The organism is Halomonas sp. DP1Y21-3 (assembly GCF_019801245.1).
GTDB classification, from domain to species: domain Bacteria; phylum Pseudomonadota; class Gammaproteobacteria; order Pseudomonadales; family Halomonadaceae; genus Halomonas; species Halomonas litopenaei.
Window position 1 is genome coordinate 19,400 of the sequence record NZ_JAHVJM010000002.1, and the last position, 23,467, is coordinate 42,866.

The window sequence follows — 23,467 nt, forward strand, 5'->3', positions numbered from 1 at the left end:
GGATTCAGCGAAAGCTGTCGAGCACTCCGGTGGTTCGCCAGGCAAGACCGGTGCGAGTGCCGATGTCCTCCAGTTCCTTGATCAGAGGCACCAGCGGCTCGTGACGGCCCATCTCACCATGCTCGATGATCGCCTCCACCACCGCGACCACTGCCGTGCACCCCAGGGTGGTTGACGCATGATGAAGCTCCCTGGCCTCACCGACCAGCATGTCGAAGTCCCTTTCTTCATGGGCCGTGTAGAGCCTTGCGATGCGAGCAGGAAAGCGGGCCAGGTAGCCGCGTACCATGCGCTCCAGAGCATCCGCCGAGACCATCGAGCGCAGCTCTTGAAGCGTCGTTCGCGACAGCAGGTCGGCACTGGCGACTCTTTCTTCCGTCGCCGTCTGGGTGGGCGCGGAGGCCCCTTCGTGGGCGGATGTACTCGGAGGCGTCCAGAAGTTTTCGTCGGGGTCGAGGGAGGGATAGACCCGAGAGGGAAAGCGACCAAGCACCTGGCCTAGATCCTGACGCGTGAAAGGCTTGCCAATCAGGTCATCCATCCCCGCCTCGCGGCTGGCCCGGCGATGTTCCGGCAGAACGTTGGCCGTCACCGCGATGATCGGCAGCCGAGCGTCGTCGTCGCCATCACCACGGTGGATCGCCGCTTCCCGCTCGCGCCAGCGCCGGGTCGTCTCCAGACCATCCATGACCGGCATCTGCAGATCCATCAGCACCAGATCGAAGTCACGCTGTGACAGCGCCTGCAGCGCTTGCTCGCCGTTGGACACGACTTCGCAGGACTGGCCCAGGCGGGCCAGCATACTGGCCACCAGCTCCCTGTTGAGAAGGTTGTCGTCCACCACCAACACATGGTGCGGCGCCAGCGGCGCCGGGGCAGACGCCACCTCGACCTTCTCCTCTTTCTGATCGCTGGCCGGCAAGGGAAGTTCGAACCAGAATCTGGAACCGCTGCCCAGCTGGCTGTCCACCTTGAGGTCGCCCCCCATGGCGCGCACCAGGCTACGTGCGATGGGCAGGCCAAGACCGGCACCGTCATGACGCCTGGCCATCACCGGATCGGATTGTTCGAAGGGCTCAAAGATTCGCTCGACATCCAGCTGAGATATCCCGCACCCGGTGTCGTAGACGACGAAGGCAATGCGCTGATCCTGGGCACAGGAAACCCTCAACATCACGAACCCCTGGCGGGTGAACTTGAAGGCGTTGTTCAACAGGTTCTGCAGTACCTGGCGCAGCCGATGCTGATCTCCTTCCACGCAAGCGGGCAGGTCCGGGGCCAGGCGCATCAGAAACTGCACATCGCCCAGGCGTTGCGAACGATAGCCCAGGGTGGTCTGGTCGAGCATATGGCGCAGCGCAAACAGTTCGCGCTCGACCTCGATCCGGCCGGTCTCCAGCCGCGTATAGTCGAGCACATCGTTGATCACCGAGCGCAGTCCCGTCGCGCTGGCCTCCAGGCCTTCGATATGACGCTTGCCCTGATCGCTCAGGGATTCGTCGCGCAGCAGATCGGTCATGCCCATGACGCCACTGAGCGGTGTGCGCATCTCATGACTCATGATCGCCATGAAATCGGACTTGGCGCGACTGGCGTTCTCGGCACGCTCCACCGCTTCCTTCAGTGCTCGCGACTGGGCCTGCAGCAACTCCGCCTTGAGGGTGTGGGCACGCCCCTCACGCATCAGCGCCAGCACCAGCACGGTACCGGTCACCATGATAAGCACGATGCAGGCCAGTACGACACCATACAGACGCAGCATCGACTGGGTATCTTGGGTGCGCAACTCGGCCACACTGGCCTTGTGTTGCAACAGCATGTCGCGACTGACGTTCTGCAACTGCCCCAGGGTCTGCTTGAGTGCATCCCTGTCGTCGTCGAGCAGGCGCCCCCCCTGCTCCAGAGGCTCGACTCGCCCCCCCAGATCGTCGATCAATTGCTCCGCGCGCCGATACAGTTCCTGGGAGGCACTGGTCTGACGCAGAAAGTCCCGAGTCTGCCCCTGACGCAACAAGTCGCTTCGTCCGTGCAGAATCTCGTAGTCGAGGACCAGGCTATCGATATCATCCGCGCTGACCTCGGCGGCCTGAATGCGCATTTCGCGCACCATGCGATCGAACTGGTAGAGGTTCCAGGTGACGGTATCGAGGATGCGATGCTGCAATTCCTGCTGCCGATCGAAGGTAAGGCCTCCCGCCACCAGTGCCGCCACAAAAAACAGCACCGTTGCGGTGGCCGCCACCCTCGAGCGATACGGCAGTTTCAGCATAATCTGACCTCGGCCACCGGCGGCTCAGTGGACATCGATGGACTCCACCTGCCAGACGGACCGCGTCAGGTAGACAGCGTTGTAGATTTCAGGGTGCTGATCAAAGGGATAAATCACAAACAGGGGCCCTTGATTGCGCACTTCCAGGCGCTCGCCATCGCGCCACATCGCCAGCACAAGGTTGAAGGTCGAGGCATCCTGCACCGGAACCGACGCCACAAAATCGTTCAATGCGGAAACACGCAGCTCGGTACCGCGCGCCTGGACCGCATCGAGTAGCCCCTCGAGCAGAGGCCCCTGATAGACAGAGGCACCGTCAAACCAGGGGAGATGGGTCGTGATCGTGCCCTGGGGTAGCGCCTCGAGCATGTCGCGGTCGAACCATGCCTGATCACCGACATTGGTGACCCCGATGTCACCGGACACCTTCAACAAAGGCGTGCCCGAGGGCGGTTCGAGCGCCATCGACAGGGGCGATGCCAGTGTCAGCCCCAGGACCATGAGTCGCCAGCAATATCTCACATCTCCCCCTATGGCCTCCTGCTTGGGCGTGGAAGCAATCTTCGCTTATATGCTGAATCAGCTACCGATGATGTGAAAAGAGTAAAGCAAAAGACACAAACCGTCACGTTTAGAAACCTGAAGCGCCTCTCTACAATCCTTCCATGGTGAAAGACGGCCCTCGGGAGACACCAGTCGACACGGGCGCGTCTACCCACCAGGCAACAATGGCGTGCTGTTATCGCAACGTCATGGATGTTTCATGGCCTTGTCATGACCACGCCCTGAACGGTGTGTTCCATCCTATAAAACCACGTCTCAAACCCCTGTTTCGACCTGCCCCCCCACCAAGTGGTCTCCTACGCGTGCCGAAGCACATATCCTTGCTGGCTTGCCAGCCGGCCATACAAGGATAAGGCCGCTTCGGACCCTTGCGCACGCTATCAGATCACAGCACGCATCCTCGCTAGCCTGCCGGCCGGCACTACAAGGACAAATGCGCTTCAGGTACTTGCCCACGCTACCAGATCACAGCACGCATCCTCGCTAGCCTGCCGGCCGGCCATACAAGGGCAAGGCCGCTTCAGGTACTTGCCCACGCTACCAGCGCCAACTGCTGCGGGCCACGGCGTCGTGGGCGTGCAGGCTCTCGGCATGGATCACCTTCTGTTCGAAGCCATCGATCCCCGGGATGGTCATCAGGCAACCATGCACACGACGTGCGGCGTCCTCGCAGAACATCAGGTTCTGCCCGTTGGCCAATGCAAAGGCCTGTTCGTCGGGACGCTTGACCGCGGTCTGCAGCGCCGTGCCCAGGCTCTGCTCCACCCTGTCGATGACTTCGACCATGGGGACGTCCTCGACCTCGAGGCCCAGCCTGAGCGCCACGATCACCTGGCTGCGCTGGCTGTGAGGCGTCGCCACGATCCCCGACTCTTGCCCCAGCCAGCGGTGCACCTCATCACGGGCCGGATGAGGCTCTGCGGCAAAGTCTCCGTTGAACTGTTGCTGGATCAATTGACGCGCCAGCGCCGCGGAACAGGGGCAAGTGGAGGAATAGCCCACCTCCAGACGCAGGATTACCGACCGCTGGCCACCTCGTTGCTCGACTTCAAGGTGAAAGGGATAGGCCTTCCAGCCAGCCAGGTCACTGACCAACGCCGGACGCTTCAACAGCAAACGTCCTTCGAGAGACAGACTGGCAGACCGGGAGAGACCCTCGTGACTGTCGAGAAAGCGCGCCAGGCAGGCGTCCAGTCGAGGCAATGTCAGCGCTTCTTCGGTCAGGTCGTCAAGCGCCAGGTACAACCTCGACATATGAATCCCGCGGGCCTCCGGGGCGTCAAGACTGACCCCTGCGTTCACCCTGGCTTCGATCCGCTGTCCCGCCAGTTCGACGGGCAGCGCGATGCCCTCCATGCCGACCCAGTCCAGGGCGACGCCCTGGCTCACCTGCTGCACGGCCACATCCGACAGCCTTTGTGGATCGTCGATGGGCTCTCTCCCCCGGGCGTCTGTGTCGACCGTGTCGTTGACCGTATCGCTGACTGTGTCGTTGACGGCCTGGTTGGCCTCGATCTGTGCGTAATTCATCCTTTCACCGCCGGCTCAGCCTGATAAAAAAATACGTTATAACATAACATTAACAAAGACTGCATTCAGACCTCCTGCCCTACCACCAGCACGCAGCAGCGCGACCAAGCACCCGTTCACAGCGCGGCAAGCCACATCATTGCCGGCTCGCACCTCGTATCAGCCCAGCACCTCGTATCAGCCCAGCACCTCGTATCAGCCCAGCACCTCGTATCAGCCCAGCACCTCGTATCAGCCCAGCACCGGCGCTTCGGCCAGCTCTGCCGCCAACCAGTCGGCCAGATCATTTGCCAGCGGATGGCGCGCCCCCCTAGGCCCGGCTGCCAGTTCCAGCACCAGGCAGGCGTCGGTGGCGACAAAGCCCCAAGGCGCCACCAGGCGCCCTGCGCGCACGTCCTCTTCCACCAGGTAGTCCGGCGCAATGCCGACCCCAAGCCCCACCAGGGTCGCCTCCAGCAGGTAGTTGAGGTGCTCGAAGCCCTGGCCCATCGTCAGCCGCTCCGGCGCGATCCCCTGGCGGCGACTCCAGTCGCCCCAGGCGGAGGGACGTGAACGGGTATGCAACAGCGCTTGGCCGAGCAGTACCCGCGGGTCGGGCGGGCTTGCTGTAGCCCCGCCGGACCGATGCAGCTCAAGCTCACGACTGAGCACGGGACCGATGCGTTCCTGCCCGAGGATACGGGTGACCTCGCCCGGCGGCTCACCTTCCGGCAAGCGCTGAAAGCGCAGCACACCATCGACCCCGGATAGCGTCGCGACACCTTCCTCACCGGCGGTCAGATGCAACTCCAACTGCGGCAGAGCCTGCTTCAAGCGGGCCAGTCGAGGAATGAACCAGCGCGCCAGGAAGGAGCCTGGGCAGCTCAGCACGAAGGGCGACTGGACGCTGGTGCGAGCGACCTCGGCGCAGACCCGTGCCAGGGCGCCAAGATGGAAGCCGGCGGCGTCGGCCAGCTCACGGCCGGCATCGGTCAGTCTCAACCCCCGCCCTTCCTTCTCGACCAGGGCAACCCCCAACTGGTCCTCGAGCAGCTTGATCTGACGACTGACCGCACCATGGGTCAGGTGCAGCGAGGCCGCCGCCCGCGACACGCTACCGTGGCGCCCCAGCGCCTCGAAGGCCCTGAGCGCCCTGAGCGAGGGCAACGGGACGTCCTGGTTGTGCGATGTCATGGCGAACGTCTCTCCCGGCTTGGCATGGGGTGTCTTGTATTGTCTGGGCTGGGCTTGTCTGGGCTGGGCCTGGTGTGCCCCGGCGCCCAGAGGTCAGCTGATGGTGCCACCGCGTGCCGTGCGTGCGGACTTCCGGGGCACGGCTCACGGCCTAGTTCGGGACCACAGTGAAGGGCCGAGTGGTCTTGCTGCCCCTCAACTAGTGAGATTTTCTCACACATCCTGGCCGTTATTTCGATTTTTTCCGGCCTCATGCAGCGCTACGCTGCTGTCCATGCCATTCGGGGCGCAGATCGCGCCTGGTCAGCCTTGGAGCCCGTCATGAACCAGCAACGCCCAACTCCCAGCCTCCGTCACGGACCCGACCCTCGTGGTTTCTTCGGTGACTTCGGCGGTCGTTTCGTGGCCGAGACCCTGATGCCGCTGATTCTGGATCTCGAGCAGGAATACGACGCCGCACGCCAGGACCCGACCTTCGCTGACGAGCTGGCCTCGCTGTCGGCCGACTACGTCGGTCGCCAGAGCCCGCTGTACTTCGCCGAGCGCCTGACCGAGCATCTGGGAGGCGCGCGCATCTATCTCAAGCGCGAAGACCTGATGCACACCGGCGCCCACAAGATCAACAACGCCCTCGGCCAGATCCTGCTCGCCCGTCGCATGGGCAAGCGTCGCATCATCGCCGAGACCGGCGCGGGCATGCACGGTGTGGCCACCGCCACCGTCGCCGCACGCTTCGGCATGGACTGCGTCATCTACATGGGCAGCACCGATATCCATCGCCAGCAGCCCAACGTACAGCGCATGCAACTGCTGGGCGCCAAGGTGATTCCGGTCACCGCCGGCGACGGTACTCTGAAGGACGCCATGAACGAGGCGCTGAGAGACTGGGTCACCAACGTCGACTCCACCTTCTATATCATCGGCACCGTGGCCGGCCCCCACCCCTACCCAGCGCTGGTGCGCGACTTCCAGTCGGTGATCGGGCGAGAGGTGCGCGACCAGATCACCGCCAAGGAAGGACGCCTGCCGGATTCGCTGGTCGCCTGTATCGGCGGCGGCTCCAACGCCATGGGCCTGTTTCACCCCTTCCTCGACGACCCTGAAGTGGCGCTGGTCGGCGTCGAGGCGGCCGGCGAAGGCCTCGACACCCCACGCCATGCGGCCAGCCTCAAGGGTGGGCGGTCCGGCGTGCTGCACGGCAACCGTACCTTTCTGCTGCAGGACGACGAGGGCCAGATCAGCGACGCCCACTCCATTTCGGCCGGCCTCGACTACCCCGGCATCGGACCCGAACACGCCTGGCTGCATGCCATCGAGCGCGCCGAGTACGTGGCAGCCACCGATCGTGAGGCGCTGGACGCCTTCACCCTGCTGTGTCGCAAGGAAGGCATCATCCCGGCGCTGGAGTCTTCCCACGCCCTGGCCGAGGTGATCAAGCGCGCCCCGCGACTGCCGGCGGATCATCTGATGGTGGTCAACCTGAGCGGCCGCGGCGACAAGGACATGGCCACCGCCACCGAATGTCTTGCCGATGAACTGGGCCTGGGAAAGCCCGACCAGCAGGACTGACACCCCGGATTCCAGGAGAGAGACCATGACCACGACCACGACCGCCGAGGGGCGCCTCGCACGTCGCTTCGCCGAGACTCGCCAGCTGGGACGCGCCGCCCTGGTGACCTACATCGCAGCCGGTGATCCCGACTATGACACCAGCCTCGCGACCCTCAAGGGCCTGGGCGAGGCCGGCGCCGATGTGATCGAACTCGGCATGCCGTTCACCGACCCCATGGCCGACGGCACCGCCATCCAGCATGCGACCCGCCGGGCGCTGGATGCCGGCCAGACCATGGACAAGACCCTCGAGATGGTCCGCCAACTGCGTCGGACCGATCAACAGACTCCGGTCGTGCTGATGGGCTACTACAACCCCATCTACGCCCGTGGCGTGACACGCTTTCTCGATCAGGCCAAGGCTGCCGGCGTCGACGGTCTCATCGTGGTCGACCTGCCGCCGGAACACGACGACGAGCTGTGCCTGCCTGCCAATCAAGCCGGGCTCAACTTCATTCGTCTGGCGACCCCCACCACCGATGCCCGCCGTCTGCCGGGGGTGCTCACCAATACCTCGGGCTTTCTCTACTACGTCTCGAGCAACGGGGTCACCGGTGGTGCTGCGCCAAGCGCCGAACGCGTGCAACAGGAGGTAGCCCGCATCCGCGAGCACAGCGATATTCCCATCGCCGTCGGTTTCGGTATTCGCACCGCCGCCCAGGCCAGAGAGATCGGCGCCTTCGCCGACGGCGTGGTGGTAGGCTCGGCGCTGATCGATGCCCAGGCCAGCGGCGACACTCCCGCCGAAGGTACCCAAGCCGTGCTCGAATTGACGCGCGAGCTGGCCCAGGCGCTGACCGGCGCCCGCTAAGCCCTGGCAAAGAACCCCGGTCAGGAACTCCGGTAAAGAACCCCTTATCGCGTGATCCCGGTACAGAGGCCCTGTCGGCGTCTGCTCGACATAAAGACGCCTCGAGGAGACTCACGCCAGGCCTTGCGCCAAGCCACTCCCGGGAAGCGTCTCTTCCCCACGCAAGCCCCGCCGATCAGGCGGGGCTTGCTGCCATCGGGCCGAACATCTCCCCGACCCAGTCAATATTTTCATCGGACACCAGGAATGCAGCCACACCATCTATGCAACTGCTGATCCATGCCAGATTCTTACTGCTGATATCATGCTTAAGTCGAACCGTTGGGTGTGGCCGACGGTGATAGAATCGCCCTCCTTCCGGCCACAAGCCGACGCCCATCCGTCCTGACGCGACGGTCGATGCACACTCCACGCTTCGAGACCAGAGCCATGTCCACCTCCTTGAGCGCCCCCTTCAAGGCGCTGAATCGTCTGGGGCTGATCCCTCAGATCGTGATCGGTATCCTCTGCGGTATCGCCGTCGCCACCCTGTCCCCCGAGCTCGCCACCTCGGTATCGCTGCTCGGCCAGGTGTTCATTTCGGCCTTGAAGGCCGTCGCCCCGGTGCTGGTCTTCGTGCTGGTGATGGCCGCCATCGCCGGCCATCAGCGCGGCCAGCCGACCCAGATCCACAGCGTACTGGTGCTGTATCTGATCGGCACCCTGGTGGCGGCGCTGGTGGCGGTGGTGGCCAGTTTCGCCCTCCCCACCGAACTGACCCTGAATACCGCTCAGGCCAGCGGCAATCCGCCAGGCGGCGTGGTAGAGATCCTGCGCAACCTGCTGTTGAGCGCCGTGGCCAACCCGGTCAGCGCATTGATGAACGCCAACTTCATTGCCATTCTGGTGTGGGCCGTCAGCCTCGGCCTGGTGCTGCGCAGCGCCAGTGCCGCTACCAAGGGCATGATCGAGGACCTGTCCCAGGCGGTATCGACCCTGGTGCGCTGGGTCATTCGTCTGGCGCCGCTGGGTATCTTCGGACTGGTCGCCGGCACCCTGGCCGAAGCCGGAATCGGTGCGCTGCTGGAGTACGCCCAACTGCTGTCGGTGATCGTCGGCTGCATGCTGTTCGTCGCCCTGGTGACCAATCCGCTGATCGTCTTCCTGGCCACTCGCCAGAACCCTTATCCGCTGGTCTTCAGCTGTCTGCGCGGTAGCGCCATCACCGCCTTCTTCACCCGCTCAAGCGCAGCCAACATCCCGGTCAACTTGGAGCTGTGCAAGCGTCTGAAGCTGGACGAGGACACCTACTCCATCTCGATTCCGCTCGGCGCCACCATCAACATGTCCGGTGCCGCCATCACCATCAGCGTCATGACCCTTGCCACCGCCCATACCCTGGGCATCAGCGTGGACTTCGTCACCGCCCTGCTGCTGTGCGTGGTCTCCGCCCTGGCCGCCTGCGGCGTCTCCGGTGTGGCCGGTGGCTCGCTGCTGCTGATTCCCATGGCCGCCAGCCTGTTCGGCATTTCCGCCGACGTGGCGATGCAGGTGGTCGCCATCGGCTTCGTCATCAGCGTGGTCCAGGACTCCACCGAGACCGCCCTGAACTCTTCCACCGATGTGCTGTTCACCGCCGCCGCCAGCCGCAGGGGCGAACTGAGCGACTGACGCCCAGAGGCGCTGCCGCCCCTGCTCATCTCCTGAAACAACAGCTCTCCTGAAACAACAGCGAGCCCCTCTCACCAAAGGGTGAGAGGGGCTCGCTGTGTTGTTCGAGCGGGCGACGACACTACGTCAGCCAGCGATGACCTCCGGGTGATACCGCGAGGCGATCGTCACCAGGCGCTGCATGGTCTCGCCACTCGGTGGCGCCACTCCTGCCAGCGGATAGTGCTCTCCCAGCTCCTGCCACTTGTACTCGCCAAGTGCGTGATAGGGCAGCAGCTCGACACGCTCGACGTTGTCCATCGTCTCGACGAACTCCCCCAACAGGTGCATGGATGCCTCGCTGTCGGTAAAGCCAGGCACGATCACCTGACGAATCCAGGTGGGCTTGCCGATCGCCGCCAGATGACGGGCAAAGGCCAGGGGACGGCGTCGGGGGATACCGGTGAGCTCGCGGTGCACGCCCTCGTCGAGATGCTTGAGATCCAGCAACACCAGGTCGGTGGCGGCAAGCAACTGGTCGAGGACCTCATCGTAGTGGCAGACGTAGCCATTGGTGTCGAGGCAGGTGTGCATGCCCTCGGCCTTGGCCGCCTGAAACAGGTCGCGCACAAACGCCGGTTGCAGCAGCGCCTCGCCACCGGTGCAGGTGATGCCGCCCCCCGACGCCCGCATGAACGGCAGATAGCTCCTGGCTTCGGTGAGTATCTCGTCCACCGTCACCTCACGTCCGCCCTGGCGATCCCAGCTGTCGCGGTTGTGGCAGTACTGACAGCGCATCACGCAGCCCTGCAGAAACACCAGAAAGCGAATGCCTGGGCCATCCACGGCACCACAGCTCTCCAGGTGATGGAGACGGCCAGTGATCATCATCAGGACTCCTCACGAAAAGGGGCTCCGGGAGAGACCCGGAGTCCGGAAAGGGACCGCTGTCGCGGCCCCGGGCGAGACGACTGTCGGCTCAGAGCGTTTCGGTGAAGGTCCGGGAGATCACGTCGCGCTGCTGTTCCGCGGTCAAGGAGTTGAAGCGCACCGCGTAGCCGGACACGCGGATGGTCAGCTGAGGATACTTGTCCGGATTGACCACGGCGTCCTCGAGCATCTCGCGGTTGAGCACGTTGACGTTCAAGTGCTGGCCGCCTTCCTGACGCTCGCTGTGGTGGAAGTAACCGTCGAGCAAGCCGGACAGGTTGCTGCGCTGGGCGCCCTCGTCCTTGCCCAGCGCCCTCGGCACGATGGAGAAGGTATACGAGATCCCGTCCTTGGCGTGGGCGTAGGGCAGCTTGCCCACCGACGTCAACGAGGCCACCGCGCCCTTGGTGTCACGCCCGTGCATGGGGTTGGCACCCGGTGCGAAGGGCTCGCCGGCGCGACGACCGTCCGGCGTGGTGCCGGTCTTCTTGCCGTAGACCACGTTGGAGGTGATGGTCAGCACCGACTGGGTCGGCTCGGCGCCACGGTAGGTATTGAGCTTGCGGATCTTGTTCATGAAGGTCTCGACCAGCTCGCAGGCGATATCGTCGACGCGCGGATCATTGTTGCCGAAGCAGGGGTAGTCGCCCTCGATCTCGAAGTCCACCGCCACGCCGTCAGGATCACGCACCGGGCGTACCTTGGCGTACTTGATCGCCGACAGCGAGTCCGCCGCCACCGACAGCCCGGCGATGCCGCAGGCCATGGTGCGCTTGACGTCGAGGTCGTGCAGCGCCATCAGCGCCGCCTCGTAGCTGTACTTGTCGTGCATGTAGTGGATGGCATTGAGGGCGGTCACGTACTGGCGGGCCAGCCAGTCCATCAGGCCATCCATGCGTGCCCACACCTCGTCGAAGTCGAGCACCTCGGAGGCGATCGGCTCACTCCTGGGGCCGACCTGGATCTTCAGCTTCTCGTCGACGCCGCCGTTGATCGTGTAAAGCAGCGTCTTGGCCAGGTTGGCTCGGGCACCGAAGAACTGCATCTGCTTGCCGATCACCATGGGAGACACGCAGCAGGCGATGGCGTAGTCGTCGGAGGCGAAGTCCACGCGCATCAGGTCATCGTTCTCGTACTGGATCGACGAGGTATCGATGGACACCTTGGCGCAGTAGCGCTTGAAGCCGTCGGGCAACTGTTCGGACCACAGCACCGTGAGGTTGGGCTCCGGGCTCGGGCCCATGGTGTAGAGGCTGTTGAGGAAACGGAAGCTGGTACGGGTGACCAGGGTGCGTCCGTCCAGTGCCATCCCGCCCAGGCATTCGGTGGCCCAGATCGGGTCGCCGGAGAACAGCTCGTCATACTCAGGGGTGCGCAGGAAGCGCACCATGCGAAGCTTCATGATGAAGTGATCGACCAGCTCCTGGGCGCGGGCTTCGTCGATCACGTCTTGGCGCAGGTCACGCTCCAGGTAGATATCGAGGAAGCTGGAAGTACGTCCCAGTGACATGGCGGCGCCGTTTTGCGACTTCACTGCCGCCAGGTAGCCAAAGTAGGTCCACTGGATGGCCTCCTGGGCGGTGGCAGCCGGGACCGAGACGTCGAAGCCGTACTTGGCGGCCATTTCCTTGAGCTGGCCGAGTGCACGATGCTGCTCGGCGACTTCCTCGCGCAGCTGGATCACCGCCTCCAGGTCCTCGCCCTGTTCGAAGCGCTGCTGCAGCGAGGCAAACTGCGCCTGCTTGTCACGCATCAGGAAGTCGACGCCGTAAAGGGCGACCCGGCGGTAGTCACCGATGATGCGTCCACGACCATAGGCGTCCGGCAGTCCGGTCAGCACCCCTGACTTGCGACACTTGAGGATGTCCGGGGTGTAGACATCGAACACCCCCTGATTGTGGGTCTTGCGAAATTCGGTGAAGACCTTCTTGACCTGAGGATCGAGTTCACGACCGTAGGCCTGGCATGAGCCCTCCACCATCTTGATGCCGCCGTTGGGCATGATCGCCCGCTTCAGCGGCGCGTCGGTCTGCAGTCCAACGATGGTCTCGAGACGCTGATCGATATAGCCGGCGTCATGAGCGGTGATGGTCGAGACCAGCGAGGTGTCGAAGTCCAGCGGTGCATGGGTGACGTTTTCCTGCTTGACGCCTTCCATCACAGTGTCCCATAGCTCGCGAGTGCTGGCCGCCGGCTCGCTGACCAGGAAACGCTCGTCACCCTCGTAGGGCGTCACATTGGCCAGCAAGAAGTCTCGTACGTCGACGTCCTTCTTCCACTCGCCCCCGGCAAACCCTTCCCACGCTTGCGCGAATTGCTCTTTCATCGACTTGCACCTCAACAGAGTAAATGACAACGCTAGTCCTGCATGCTGAGCGACGGCCATCCCTCGGAGATGGCAGCCGACCCGCCTGTTCGGTGGCAGCAGCGGTCGCCGCATCGGAGGCGGCGGGTGTGCTGCACGCTTCTCGATCGGCGAAAAAACACCTGCCCTCGAGAGCACAATTCGACCTTAGCAGTAGTCCCGTCGCCCCTACTTGACCCGCATCATGGCGCCACGGGACGGCGATACAGCACGAGCGAAGCGGCCAAGAAACCTGTACCAGGCCAATTTCGCGCGGCGAGGACGGCCGCCTGCGCTATGCTGACAAGGGCATACGTAGGCCTGAGCCCTGTCCCACCGCCGGGTGCCCGTGATGAACAGCTTTCCCACGCTTCTGGAGTACGGTCTGCCAGGCTTCGCCGTGGTGCTGCTGATCCTCGGCTACCACCTGCTCAACAAGACCCACACCCTGTTGCTCAATGAGCGCTCTGGCGAGACCAGTGAGGGCACCGAGTTGCGCATTCGCTATCTGCAGGAGATCTCCAAGAACGCCAGGCTGTTCATGGCGCTGAGTCTGCTGTTCTTCGTCGGCGGGCTGGCCATGGCAATGATGAAACCCTCGAGCCAGGTCAATCTTTCCATCGCCCCGCCGGAAGGCGTACTGCCGGTCATCCGTCTGCAGGAGCGGGACATGCCGCTGGATGGCCGGGGCACGGTCGTGCTGAAGGTCCAGGACGACAATGTGCTGCGCATCTTGAACAACGATCTGCACGGCCGGCTGATCGCCATCGAGCAGGAGCGCGACGCCTTGAAGAGCCAACTGGCCGACGTCATCGCTGCAGCGGAGCGAGATTCTCCGCAGGTAGGCTTCTAATGAAGAACAGGCAGGGCGCCTTGGCGTCGCGCGCGATGGCGACAGACCTGGCCGGGCCAGCGAAGGGAAAACGACGGCGCCACCCCACGTCTACGATAAACGCCCTGCTGATCGTGCTGCTGAGCGTCGGGGTGGCGTGGCCGGTGATTGCCCAGCAGGCCCCGCTGTCCAGGGCCAAGGCGCTGTTGCAGCAGGGTGACAACCAGGCCGCCCTGCGCGAACTACGGCCTCTGCTCGAAAGTCCTGATCCGCTGGCCCGGATGGAAGGCTTGAACGCCCAGGGCTGGATTCTGTATCGGGAAGGCCGCCACGCTGACGCCTCAGCGCTGTTCGAGCAGGCGCTCAGGGCGAGTCAAGGTCATGACGGCTTGCGTGAGGTGCGCCTGAAGGCTCTCAACAACGCTGGCATCAACGCCTTTTCCGCCGGAGAGCTCGACAAGGCTCGAAGCTACTTCGAGGCCGCACTGGCCCTCGGCAGCGACGTGGCCCCGCGCTACCTGACCATCATCACCCGCCAGGCCCCCATGCAGTCGGCCCAGCAGCAGGTCAGCGCAGGACGTGAAAAGCGCATCGAGCGCGACTTCGAGGGGGCGGTGGCCGACTACACCCGGGCGCTTGCGATCGACCCGAACAACAACGACGCGCTCTCCTACCGCGGCTACGCCTACTACCGCTTGGGCCAGTACGACAGGGCCCGGGCGGATATCGAGGCGGCCCTGGCGAGTTCTCCCCAGCGGCTGGACGCACTGATCAACCTGCTCAAGGTGAGCTGCGCCAGCGGCGATGACATCGATGCGGTGCTCAAGCGCCGAGGTCACGCCATCCAGCGTCAGCGTGAGGCCATGCTCGACGACAGGGAGCTTCAGCGCCAGTGCCCCGACCTCTTCGCCAGCCTGAAACACTGAACAACCGCCATCGGCGCGGCAAGGACGTCGCCTTGCAGTTGCCTGAACGCAGCGACGCCACCCGAAGGTGGCGTCGTGGTTGGGGCGCTTGAGCTCTTGACGTAGGCAGCCAGCTTGTCAGGCACTCAGCAGGGCGTTGAGACGCTTGACGTAGGCGGCCGGATCGTCGAGATGACCACCCTCTGCGATGATCGCCTGATCGAGCAGGATCCGCGCCAGATCACCGAAGCCGTCACCGTCGGCCCCTTCCAGGCGAGCGACCAGGGCGTGGTCCGGGTTGAGCTCGAGGATCGGCTTGACCTCGGGCAGGCTCTGGCCCGCAGCCTCCATGATACGGCGCATCTGGAAGCCCATCTCGTGCTCGGGTAGCACCACGCAGGCAGGTGAATCGGTCAGGCGGTGGGTGATCTTGACCTCCTGGACCTCCTCGCCGAGCGCTTCCTTGACCCGCTTGACCAGATCCTCCTTGGACTTGGCGGTCTCCTCCTGGGCCTTCTTCTCGTCCTCGTCCTCGACGTCCCCCAGGTCCAGATCGCCCTTGGCAACATCGGCAAACTTCTTGCCATCGAACTCGGTGAGATGGCTCATCAGCCACTCATCGATGCGATCGTGGAGCAGCAGCACCTCGATGCCCTTCTTGCGGAAGATTTCCAGGTGGGGGCTGTTCTTGGTGGCGTTGAAGCCATCGGCGACGATGTAGTAGATCTTGTCCTGACCTTCCTTCATCCGCTCCACGTAGTCGGCCAGGGACTGATCCTGGGTGGCGCTGTCGGTGTGGGTGGAAGAGAAACGCAGCAGGCCGCTGATCTTGTCGCGGTTGGCGTAGTCCTCCGCCGGACCTTCCTTGAGCACCGAACCGAAGGTGTTCCAGAACGTCTGGTAGGCTTCCTTGTCCTTGGCCAGCTTCTTGAGCATGTCCAGGGCACGCTTGGTCAGCGCGGACTTGATCTTCTCTACCTTCGGGTCCTGTTGCAGCAGCTCACGGGATACGTTCAGCGACAGATCGCGGGTGTCCAGCACCCCCTTGATAAAGCGCAGGTACAGCGGCAGGAACTGCTCGGCGTCGTCCATGATGAACACGCGCTGGACGTACAGCTTGACCCCACGGGCACCGTCACGCTCGTACAGGTCGAAGGGTGCGCGGCCCGGCACGTACAGCAGGCTGGTGTACTCCAGGTTGCCCTCGACCTTGTTGTGGCTCCAGGTCAAGGGGTCGGAGAAGTCGTGGGCCACGTGCTTGTAGAAGGCCTTGTACTCGTCCTCGGAGACCTCGCTCTTGGGCCGCACCCACAGCGCGGTCGCCTCGTTGACGGTCTCCCAGGTGGTGACCTCGCTACCGTCGACCTCGCTGCCATCGTCGTCGGTGGCCTTTTCGGTACGCGGCATCTTCACCGGTACTTCGATATGGTCGGAGTACTTGCGCACCAGGCTCTGCAGGCGATAGTCGTCGGCAAACTCCCTGGCGTCCTCCTTGAGGTGGAGGATGATCTCGGTGCCGTGCTTCTCGCGCTCGATCTCGGCGACCACGAACTCGCCCTCGCCTTTCGAGCGCCACTCGACGCCGGCATCAGCGGCGTCACCGGCCTTGCGGGTACGCACGGTAATCTCGTCGGCGACAATAAAGCCAGAATAGAAGCCGACCCCGAACTGGCCGATCAGCCGGGCGTCCTTCTGCTGTTCGCCGGAAAGCTGCTTGAGAAACTCGGCGGTGCCACTCTTGGCGATGGTGCCCAGGTTGGCGATCACGTCCTCGCGGTTCATGCCGATACCGTTGTCACGAAGGGTGACGGTGCCGGCCTCGCTGTCGTGCTCGATCTCGACGCGCAGCTCGCTGTCGCCCTCGTAGAGCGCATCATTGTCCAGCGCCTGATAACGCAGCTTGTCGCAGGCGTCGGCGGCGTTGGAGATCAGCTCCCGAAGAAAGATCTCGCGGTTGGAGTACAGCGAGTGGATCATCAGGTTGAGAAGCTGCTTGACCTCGGTCTGAAAGCCCAGGGTTTCTTCGTGGGTAGCGGTGGTCATGGTAGATCGAACCCCTTTCGACATGGCGATTTCCGGGCCAGCGATGGCTCGCTGGCGGTCCAGAGTGCACGGCTCGCGCCGCACGTCATTCAAGATGACAATCGATATGGGGTCCGTGCTGCGCTTTTCAAGGCTGGCGCCACCAAGTCAAGGCTGGCCAGACCTGGGCCGACGTCCCTGGCCGTGGTCACCCGGCTAAAGGCTGCCCGGGCCGGCTCTCACCTACGCCGGCGCCCCCAGCACGTAGGTCAAGCGAGCCCGGGCAACCGGCGCGTCTTCGTCGTCCTGCCATGCCCATGCCTCGACATTGGCCATGCGCCGCCCTTCGCGCACCAGGCGACAACGCGCGTAGGTTGGCTTCACCCCGGCCGAACTGAGGTAGTCCACGGTGACGTTGACCAGCCTCGGCAAGCGCGGCTCACGGGTCTGCGCCAGGGTATCCAGCGCTGCCGCAGTCTCCAGAAAGGCCGACACCACACCACCGTGCAGCGCCGGCAGCATCGGATTGCCAACGTTGTGGGGACGCGTCTCCAGTACAAAGCGCCTGCCGCGCTCATCGCTGTCCTCCTTCACCCCGATGAAGTCGGCGTAGGGCACCTCGCCAAGCCAGGCGTTGATCTCACCGCTGGCACGCCCACGTTCCAGCAAGCCGCTGACACTCTCGTGTGGAGCCGACGCTATCGCGACACTGGCGGCATCGCCAACTGGGGCCTTCTCTTCGATAAGGGGATCGCCCTCGTCTTCCACAAGACCGGCGAACATGGCCTCGGCAAAACCTGCTGGCGTGTTGCGCGGCCCCAGCCGGGCAAAGTGCCCGCGGGCGCAGGCCACCACCTGTCCTTCTTGCTGCCAGGCTCGGGCCTCGGTGAACACCACCGAGTCGGTGATGGCCTCCACTTCGGCACGTACCCACAATGACGCCCCCTGACAGGCAGGGCGACGATGGCTGATATGCAGATCCAGGGTGGGACAGACCTCAGGACTTGGCAGTGCCGGCAGGACCGAGGCACCGCAGGCGGTGTCCAGCAGTACGCTGAGCACCCCGCTGTGCACCAGGCTTCTCGAGCGATCACCGCATAACTCGGCGCCCCCGGGCAGATATAAGGTGACGCCGCTGGCATCCACCGCAACGACGCGCATGCCGAGCGCCTGGGTATGTGGAATGACATCGACAAAGCGCTGAAGCGCCTGCCGCCAGAGCGACACGGAGGGTGGCTGCAGAGTGCGGTGCGAGGAGGACATGAGCGGGCTCGAATTCAAACGTTTGACTGACAATCTAGACCCAGCCCGCCAACGCCACAATACGTCCTTGGTCCGCATTTTTACCTTTTACCCGCCAAATGCTCGCCAAGCGTCAGAAACAGACGAACGTATCCTGAAGCAAACGCAAAAAGCTCGAATCCGCACACTTCGAGCCAGAAAACCAAGAACAAGGCACCTTAGATGTCGTGGATATCCCGCTCCTCCCGCGGAGCATCGTCCTCGCCAATACCACGCCAGGCGCGATAGTCGGCCAGACTATTGTCCACCTTGGTCAGCAACCAGCCGACGATGACCACATCATCGAGAAGACCGAACAGCAGCAGCACATCGGGAATCAGATCCAGCGGTGACACCAGATAGGCAAAGGCCACCGCCATCCAGCCGAAAGCCGCCCAGGGCACCGGGCGGTAGCGACCGCTGAGCACGTCCTGCAGCATCGGGATAAACAGCTTGAGCGCCCGCATTATATGCTTGAACGCTCGGGTGCGTTGGGTAAAGCGACCAATAACGGGGATTCGATCAAACAGGGCCATGGATAGTCTCCTCGACTCAATTCAGCACCAACGATTGCCGATGGTATTTATCGGGTGTCAACGGCTATCTTCATGGCGTCGACGTCGTCTTATCGCAACATGGGGGCGAAGCTGACCGGGGTCAAGTCTCGTAACCTGGCCGGGCAACTGTTCAAGGCCCGCCGGTTCGGTCACCATGTGGCTTCGATCCGACATCGATTCGCCGTCTACGGCACAAAAAGGCAGCAATGTCTTCTTCTTCACAGACCAGGAGGGTCTCCATGCCATTCGCCTTGTTTCGTCGCCTCGTGCCGCTGGTGGCAGCCACGGCACTGTGCATGCCATTGACGGCTACCGCCCAGGGCAGTGACGGCGCCATGCGCAGCGCCCTGGAAGCCGCCCGTAGCGGCAACTTCCACAACATCAACGACGCCGCCATTCGCGGCCACGAACTGGCCGGCTATGTGGCGTACTATCGTCTGCGCGATCGCCTGCCCAACGCCAGCCCTCAGGAAGTTCTCAGCTACATCTCGGCCAATGCCGATGCGCCGCTGGGTGACTGGATGCGTGAGCAGGCCATCCTGCGCTACGGCAAGGCCGGGCGCTACGGCGATCTGCTGGCCGTCGCCGGCGGCGTTCCCGAGACCACCGCCGAGCAGTGCTACTACTACACCGCGCAACTGGGCCAAAGCCCCGCCGTCGCCGCTCAGGGCGGCCGCGAACTATGGCTGGTGGGTCGCTCCCAGCCGGATGCCTGCGACTCCCTATTCTCCACCCTGCGCGCCCGCGGCGAGATCGGTGGCACGGAAATCTTCGAGCGCATGATGCTGGCCTGGGAAAACGGCGAAGACGGACTGGTCAGCTATCTTGGCCGTCAATTGGGACCCGCCTGGAGCTCCGCTGCAGCAGCGCAGCAAAGCGTGGCCGCCAACCCGTCGCGACTGGCAAGCGTAGCGCGCTGCGTCGGCCCCAACTGCGCCGGCACCGCCTCCTTTGTGCGGGCCGCCATCATCGCCACTGCAGAGTCATCCCCGGCGGCGGCGCTGTCCGCCTGGCAGCAGGTCTCCGGCAGTGTGAGCCTGCCGGCCCAGTCTCGCCAGGCGCTGGAGCGCGAGATCATCTATTACGCCCTGCGCCGCGACCAGCGCAGCCTGCTCGGCTGGATCGACGGCGCCCTGGCCGGCCAGCAGGATCCGGAGGTGTTCGAACTGCGTGCACGCCTGGCCATCCGCGATCGCGACTGGGCCGCCGTCGAGCGCACCGTTGGCATCATGCCCGCCGAGACCCAGGCCAAGGCGCGCTGGCAATACTGGCTGGGCCGCGCGCTGGCCCTGCGCGGGCAGCAGGCAGACGCGCAGGCCGCCTACGCCCGGGCAGCGGGTCAACGCGACTTCTTCGGCTTCGTCGCCGCCGACCGCCTCGGCCAGTCCTACGATCTCAACATGGAAGACACGCGTTTCAGCGAAGCCGAGCGCGCCCAGGTCGCCGGCTGGCCGACGGTGCGTCGCACCGAGGCGCTGCTGCGCGTCGGACAGGAAGGGCTTGCCAACCTCGAGTGGAATCACGCGGTACGCAGCGCAGGCCCCACCGACGCCCGGCGCCTGGCGGACTACGCCGCAGGACGCGGTTGGCACGTACGCCTGGTGCAGACGACCATCGTCGGCAAGATGCTCGACGCCCTGCCCTGGCGCTTTCCCGAAGCCTACCGGGAGGACTTCCGCCGCTGGGGCCAGGCCAACAACGTCGACCCCTACCTGCTGATGGGGATCGCCCGTCGCGAGAGCGCCTACAACCCCGAGGCGCTATCACCCGCCGGGGCCAGGGGCCTGATGCAGTTGATGCCGGGTACCGCCGCCCTGGTGGGACGCCAGGTGGGCATCGGTGATCCTGGACCCTACGGCGTACTCGACCCGGCCACCAACATTCGTCTGGGCAGCACCTATATCCGTGACATGATCGCGCGCTACGGCGGCAACCGTATCGCCGCGGCGGCGGCCTACAACGCCGGCCCCCACCGGGTCGACACCTGGCTTGCCCGCGCGCCGGGCGAATTCGACCTGTTCGTCGAGGAGATCCCCTTCAAGGAAACCCGCCGCTACGTCCGCGCGGTGCTCGAGTACCGGGTAGTGTTCGAGAGCCTGGCCCAGGGCTCGACCCAGGGCGTGCAGGTGCTGACAGCGGCCGAGAAGAGCTCGCGCTACGACGGTTCCATGGTACGTCGATGATGTAGCGGAGCCCCGGTGCGTCGATGAGGTGAGATCGCCTCGGAAAGCAAGAACCCCCGGCCTGTGGTCGGGGGTTCTTGCTGTCGAGGTCCGGTTTTTTGCGGTAGCTTCGCTGGCCTGTGTCTCGGGCTATTGGCCTCCGCGCCGATCGCGTCGGCTTAGGACGGCGCTCGCGTCAACGCCAGCTTGACCCCGAACGCCACCAGCACACCACCGGTCAAGCCGTTGAGCACGCGCGAGAACGCCGGCCGAGCAAGCCAGTGGCTGGCGCTGCCCACCAATACCGCGACCAGGATCTGCCACAGGTTGGCAATCACGAAGTGGATACCGGCAAGCCACAGGGACTTCAGCAAGGCCGGATCCGTGGGGGCGATGAACTGGGGCAGAAAGGCCATGTAGAACACCACCGTCTTGGGATTGAGCACGTTGGACAGCAACCCCTCGCGCAGCGGCCGCCACGGCGACACGCGCTGGCGGCGGGCGCCACTCGCCGCCGACACCGCGAGCCCCTTGCCGGCCCAGGCCTGACGCAGGCTGGCGACTCCCAGCCAGGCCAGGTAGCCGGCCCCGATCATCTTCAACGCCGAAAACGCCCAGGCCGACTGCAGCAGGATCAGCGATACCCCCAGGGCGGAGATGGTGGCGTGGACGAACAGCCCCGAACAGATCGCCAGGCTGGTCAGCACACCGTCGCGCAGACCGCCCCGAGCGGTGTTGCGAATCACCAGCAAGGTGTCGACCCCGGGAGTGACGCTCAACAGCGTGATCGCCACCACGAAGCCCAGCAACTGGGCATCGATCCAGCCTTCCATCAGCGCACGGACTCGAGGCTATCGGAGTGTTTCAGCGAAATCTGGTCGTTGAGCGTCCAGAAGTCGTAGAGGATACCGATCAAGAACAGACCACCGGTGAGCAGATAGATGATGCCGGTCACCCATTTGCCCATGTAGAAACGGTGCAGGCCGAATACCCCGAGGAAGGTCAGCAGCACCCAGGCCAGGGTGTAGTTGGTGGGACCACCGCGGAACCGCAGGTCGGCCTCGCGATCCATGCTCGGGATCAAGAACAGGTCGATGATCCAGCCGATGAAGAACAGTCCGAGGGTCAGAAACCAGATGGTGCCGGTCACCGGCTTGCCGTAATAGAACCGGTGGGCGCCGAGGAAACCGAACAGCCACAACAGGTAGCCCACCACCTTGGAGTGGGTATCGTCGCTATGGATCACGGGGGCAGTCATGTGAATTCCTTGTGTCATCTTTTCCGTTAAGAGGCAGCAACGGGCGTCCGGCTGGACGCTGCTGGCCTTTCGATCTACAGTAACTTGGCGAGTCGAGGTAAGCCATTCTCGCCTGCCAGGGGTGGTCGACACCAGAGGTGTCGTTTCCCGGGTAATCGGAATCGCGAACTCGACCGCAGCGTAGGACAGCAAGTAGAAACGTCAGCAGTGGTAGTTCGATCGCTCTATTGTCGAAACACGCAATGCGCCCTTCTTTCTTGTCATGCCCACGCAACAGGGTTCAGACCACACGACGGGAGAAAAGCTCCCCGGGTGGTTGAGCCTGCACCATCATTTAGCGAGTTAAGGAAATCGACAATGGCAACTGGCACTGTCAAGTGGTTCAACGATACCAAGGGCTACGGCTTCATCTCTCCGGACGACGGCGGAGACGACCTGTTCGCCCACTTCTCCGAGATTCAGGCTGAAGGCTTCAAGTCCCTGCAGGACGGCCAGAAGGTCTCCTTCGAGGTGACTCAGGGCAAGAAAGGCCTTCAGGCCTCCAACATCAAGGTCGCCGACTGAGCCTAGTGCCTGTCTGACCTTGTCACGGGGAGATCGCATTCTGCGTGATCTAGCCACCCCGTGAAGCAACAGCGCTTGAGCAGGATTGCCGCAAGTTGTGACGATCCTCGATCATGCGACAAGAAGGCCCACCATACGGTGGGCCTTTCTTGTTGGTCGGCAGAGCCTGCCGGGGGGCCGATCAGGTGCCGTAAGAGCTTGCTAGCACGCCTTGGGCCCATGACTAAGCCATGACTAAGCCCTGACTAAGCCACCCGGACCTGATGCCCTGCCAATACCAGCTCAGGGCGCATTGTCGGTACGGGTCTCGACGTCGCCTTCGGCGTTGACGTCGGCATCGAAGGACGCGTCCGCGTCGGCGGGCACCTCCTCGGGGACCTGGCGCTCGGCCTGCTCGAAGGTCTCGTCGATCTTGCGCTTGGCTTCCTCGAACCGGCGTTCGGTTTCCTGAAGGATGGCGTCGACCTCCTCGCTCGATCCCTCGAGTTGCACCGGTTCCTCGACAGGATCCGGCACCGAGGGTGCCGAGGCTTCTTCTCCGCCTGCGTCGCTCGGCTGCCCTTCACTGTCCGGTGTGCCTTGGGTAGCGCTCGTTGCCTCGGCCTGCTTATAGGTCTCGTCGATCTTGCGTTGCGCTTCCTCGAAGCGACGCTCGGTCTCCTCCAGGATGGCATCGACATCTGACTCGGTGCTCTCCCCCGGCAGCGCCTGGCCCTGCTCCAGGGTGTCGGTGGCGCTGCTGCCGAGGTCTACGTTGGCTCCGTCGGCGCCACTATCGCTCTCCGCCCCGCCGGCCCCGCTCGACGCCGCTTCACTCGATGACTCTGACTGGGCTGCGGACATCCCGCTCTCGGAATCGGATGGCTGTTGTTGAGTCGCTGAGGGCTCTTGCTGAGTCGCTGAAGGCTCTTCCTCAGTAGCTGAGGGCTCTTCTTCAGTGGCTGAAGGCTCCTCCTCAGTAGCTGAGGGCTCCTCCTCAGTAGCTGACGGCTCTTCCTGAGCAGCTGAAGGCTCTTCCTGAACAG

Annotated in this window: 19 protein-coding genes; 7 read left to right on the top strand and 12 right to left on the bottom strand. The window is 63.8% G+C overall.

Annotated elements, in window-relative coordinates; genetic code table 11:
* Window positions 1-4: 4 nt before the first annotated feature.
* The 4 genes from KUV74_RS05470 to KUV74_RS05485 form a co-directional block, all read right to left on the bottom strand.
* Window positions 5-2,269, bottom strand: a complete 2,265-nt coding sequence (locus KUV74_RS05470; protein WP_213231196.1) for an ATP-binding protein — start codon at window positions 2,267-2,269, stop codon at window positions 5-7.
* Window positions 2,270-2,293: 24 nt separating this feature from the next.
* Complete coding sequence (locus KUV74_RS05475; protein WP_108133828.1) at window positions 2,294-2,770, bottom strand: oxidoreductase; 477 nt, start codon at window positions 2,768-2,770, stop codon at window positions 2,294-2,296.
* 600 nt (window positions 2,771-3,370) lie between these two features.
* The gene (gene folE2, locus KUV74_RS05480; protein ID WP_108450042.1) at window positions 3,371-4,363 is read right to left on the bottom strand and encodes a GTP cyclohydrolase FolE2; all 993 of its coding nucleotides are present in this window, start codon (window positions 4,361-4,363) and stop codon (window positions 3,371-3,373) included.
* A 231-nt stretch (window positions 4,364-4,594) separates the two neighbouring features.
* Window positions 4,595-5,536: a LysR family transcriptional regulator gene (locus KUV74_RS05485; protein ID WP_108450043.1), complete on the bottom strand. Its 942-nt coding sequence runs from the start codon at window positions 5,534-5,536 to the stop codon at window positions 4,595-4,597.
* Between the two features lie 321 nt (window positions 5,537-5,857).
* Between KUV74_RS05485 and trpB the strand changes: the two genes are divergently transcribed.
* From trpB to sstT, 3 genes are all read left to right on the top strand, one after another.
* Complete coding sequence (gene trpB / locus KUV74_RS05490; protein WP_108133831.1) at window positions 5,858-7,105, top strand: tryptophan synthase subunit beta; 1,248 nt, start codon at window positions 5,858-5,860, stop codon at window positions 7,103-7,105.
* 25 nt (window positions 7,106-7,130) lie between these two features.
* Window positions 7,131-7,958 carry a tryptophan synthase subunit alpha gene (trpA, locus tag KUV74_RS05495; RefSeq protein WP_222515832.1) on the top strand — a complete coding sequence of 276 codons (828 nt, stop codon included), beginning with the start codon at window positions 7,131-7,133 and terminating at the stop codon, window positions 7,956-7,958.
* A 429-nt stretch (window positions 7,959-8,387) separates the two neighbouring features.
* Window positions 8,388-9,608, top strand: a complete 1,221-nt coding sequence (gene sstT, locus KUV74_RS05500) for a serine/threonine transporter SstT (RefSeq protein ID WP_222515833.1) — start codon at window positions 8,388-8,390, stop codon at window positions 9,606-9,608.
* 126 nt (window positions 9,609-9,734) lie between these two features.
* Here sstT and pflA read toward each other — a convergent pair whose 3' ends face one another.
* Complete coding sequence (pflA, locus tag KUV74_RS05505) at window positions 9,735-10,478, bottom strand: pyruvate formate lyase 1-activating protein (RefSeq protein ID WP_222515834.1); 744 nt, start codon at window positions 10,476-10,478, stop codon at window positions 9,735-9,737.
* A gap of 88 nt (window positions 10,479-10,566) precedes the next feature.
* Window positions 10,567-12,843 (bottom strand): formate C-acetyltransferase, encoded by a 2,277-nt coding sequence (gene pflB, locus KUV74_RS05510; protein WP_222515835.1) that lies wholly within the window; start codon window positions 12,841-12,843, stop codon window positions 10,567-10,569.
* Between the two features lie 370 nt (window positions 12,844-13,213).
* Between pflB and KUV74_RS05515 the strand changes: the two genes are divergently transcribed.
* The gene (locus KUV74_RS05515) at window positions 13,214-13,714 is read left to right on the top strand and encodes a hypothetical protein (RefSeq protein ID WP_222515836.1); all 501 of its coding nucleotides are present in this window, start codon (window positions 13,214-13,216) and stop codon (window positions 13,712-13,714) included.
* The gene (locus tag KUV74_RS05520) at window positions 13,714-14,619 is read left to right on the top strand and encodes a tetratricopeptide repeat protein (protein WP_222515837.1); all 906 of its coding nucleotides are present in this window, start codon (window positions 13,714-13,716) and stop codon (window positions 14,617-14,619) included. The genes KUV74_RS05515 and KUV74_RS05520 overlap by 1 nt, the downstream gene beginning before the upstream one ends.
* 117 nt (window positions 14,620-14,736) lie before the next feature.
* On the opposite strand, the gene htpG is transcribed toward KUV74_RS05520, so the two are convergent.
* From htpG to KUV74_RS05540, 3 genes are all read right to left on the bottom strand, one after another.
* The gene (htpG, locus tag KUV74_RS05525) at window positions 14,737-16,641 is read right to left on the bottom strand and encodes a molecular chaperone HtpG (RefSeq protein ID WP_222515838.1); all 1,905 of its coding nucleotides are present in this window, start codon (window positions 16,639-16,641) and stop codon (window positions 14,737-14,739) included.
* A gap of 222 nt (window positions 16,642-16,863) precedes the next feature.
* A complete protein-coding gene (locus KUV74_RS20805) occupies window positions 16,864-17,883 on the bottom strand; it encodes a PaaI family thioesterase (RefSeq protein WP_261395135.1) in 1,020 nt (339 codons plus the stop codon).
* 197 nt (window positions 17,884-18,080) lie between these two features.
* The gene (locus KUV74_RS05540; protein WP_045993792.1) at window positions 18,081-18,437 is read right to left on the bottom strand and encodes a YkvA family protein; all 357 of its coding nucleotides are present in this window, start codon (window positions 18,435-18,437) and stop codon (window positions 18,081-18,083) included.
* A 260-nt stretch (window positions 18,438-18,697) separates the two neighbouring features.
* On the opposite strand from KUV74_RS05540, the gene KUV74_RS05545 reads away from it, so the two are divergent.
* A complete protein-coding gene (locus tag KUV74_RS05545) occupies window positions 18,698-20,641 on the top strand; it encodes a transglycosylase SLT domain-containing protein (protein WP_124803029.1) in 1,944 nt (647 codons plus the stop codon).
* Window positions 20,642-20,799: 158 nt separating this feature from the next.
* Here KUV74_RS05545 and KUV74_RS05550 read toward each other — a convergent pair whose 3' ends face one another.
* Window positions 20,800-21,453, bottom strand: coding sequence for a LysE family translocator (locus KUV74_RS05550; protein WP_045993794.1), 654 nt, complete (start codon window positions 21,451-21,453; stop codon window positions 20,800-20,802).
* On the bottom strand, window positions 21,453-21,878 hold the full coding sequence (locus tag KUV74_RS05555) for an NINE protein (protein ID WP_045993795.1): 426 nt from the start codon (window positions 21,876-21,878) through the stop codon (window positions 21,453-21,455). Before KUV74_RS05555 ends, KUV74_RS05550 begins: the two co-directional genes overlap by 1 nt.
* A 357-nt stretch (window positions 21,879-22,235) precedes the next feature.
* On the opposite strand from KUV74_RS05555, the gene KUV74_RS05560 reads away from it, so the two are divergent.
* A complete protein-coding gene (locus tag KUV74_RS05560; RefSeq protein ID WP_045993796.1) occupies window positions 22,236-22,442 on the top strand; it encodes a cold-shock protein in 207 nt (68 codons plus the stop codon).
* Window positions 22,443-22,724: 282 nt separating this feature from the next.
* On the opposite strand, the gene KUV74_RS05565 is transcribed toward KUV74_RS05560, so the two are convergent.
* Window positions 22,725-23,285: a hypothetical protein gene (locus KUV74_RS05565; protein WP_222515839.1), complete on the bottom strand. Its 561-nt coding sequence runs from the start codon at window positions 23,283-23,285 to the stop codon at window positions 22,725-22,727.
* Window positions 23,286-23,467 lie beyond the last annotated feature (182 nt).

What these genes read in the sequence shown, in the direction of transcription:
- pflB (WP_222515835.1), bottom strand. Translation starts at nt 12,843, where the DNA reads ATGAAAGAGCAATTCGCGCAAGCGTGGGAAGGGTTTGCCGGGGGCGAG.
- trpA (WP_222515832.1), top strand. Translation starts at nt 7,131, where the DNA reads ATGACCACGACCACGACCGCCGAGGGGCGCCTCGCACGTCGCTTCGCC.
- KUV74_RS05485 (WP_108450043.1), bottom strand. Translation starts at nt 5,536, where the DNA reads ATGACATCGCACAACCAGGACGTCCCGTTGCCCTCGCTCAGGGCGCTC.
- KUV74_RS05475 (WP_108133828.1), bottom strand. Translation starts at nt 2,770, where the DNA reads ATGGTCCTGGGGCTGACACTGGCATCGCCCCTGTCGATGGCGCTCGAA.
- pflA (WP_222515834.1), bottom strand. Translation starts at nt 10,478, where the DNA reads ATGATGATCACTGGCCGTCTCCATCACCTGGAGAGCTGTGGTGCCGTG.
- KUV74_RS20805 (WP_261395135.1), bottom strand. Translation starts at nt 17,883, where the DNA reads ATGTCCTCCTCGCACCGCACTCTGCAGCCACCCTCCGTGTCGCTCTGG.
- sstT (WP_222515833.1), top strand. Translation starts at nt 8,388, where the DNA reads ATGTCCACCTCCTTGAGCGCCCCCTTCAAGGCGCTGAATCGTCTGGGG.
- KUV74_RS05545 (WP_124803029.1), top strand. Translation starts at nt 18,698, where the DNA reads ATGCCATTCGCCTTGTTTCGTCGCCTCGTGCCGCTGGTGGCAGCCACG.
- KUV74_RS05515 (WP_222515836.1), top strand. Translation starts at nt 13,214, where the DNA reads ATGAACAGCTTTCCCACGCTTCTGGAGTACGGTCTGCCAGGCTTCGCC.
- KUV74_RS05565 (WP_222515839.1), bottom strand. Translation starts at nt 23,285, where the DNA reads ATGTCCGCAGCCCAGTCAGAGTCATCGAGTGAAGCGGCGTCGAGCGGG.
- trpB (WP_108133831.1), top strand. Translation starts at nt 5,858, where the DNA reads ATGAACCAGCAACGCCCAACTCCCAGCCTCCGTCACGGACCCGACCCT.
- KUV74_RS05470 (WP_213231196.1), bottom strand. Translation starts at nt 2,269, where the DNA reads ATGCTGAAACTGCCGTATCGCTCGAGGGTGGCGGCCACCGCAACGGTG.
- KUV74_RS05540 (WP_045993792.1), bottom strand. Translation starts at nt 18,437, where the DNA reads ATGGCCCTGTTTGATCGAATCCCCGTTATTGGTCGCTTTACCCAACGC.
- KUV74_RS05520 (WP_222515837.1), top strand. Translation starts at nt 13,714, where the DNA reads ATGAAGAACAGGCAGGGCGCCTTGGCGTCGCGCGCGATGGCGACAGAC.
- htpG (WP_222515838.1), bottom strand. Translation starts at nt 16,641, where the DNA reads ATGACCACCGCTACCCACGAAGAAACCCTGGGCTTTCAGACCGAGGTC.
- folE2 (WP_108450042.1), bottom strand. Translation starts at nt 4,363, where the DNA reads ATGAATTACGCACAGATCGAGGCCAACCAGGCCGTCAACGACACAGTC.
- KUV74_RS05560 (WP_045993796.1), top strand. Translation starts at nt 22,236, where the DNA reads ATGGCAACTGGCACTGTCAAGTGGTTCAACGATACCAAGGGCTACGGC.
- KUV74_RS05550 (WP_045993794.1), bottom strand. Translation starts at nt 21,453, where the DNA reads ATGGAAGGCTGGATCGATGCCCAGTTGCTGGGCTTCGTGGTGGCGATC.
- KUV74_RS05555 (WP_045993795.1), bottom strand. Translation starts at nt 21,878, where the DNA reads ATGACTGCCCCCGTGATCCATAGCGACGATACCCACTCCAAGGTGGTG.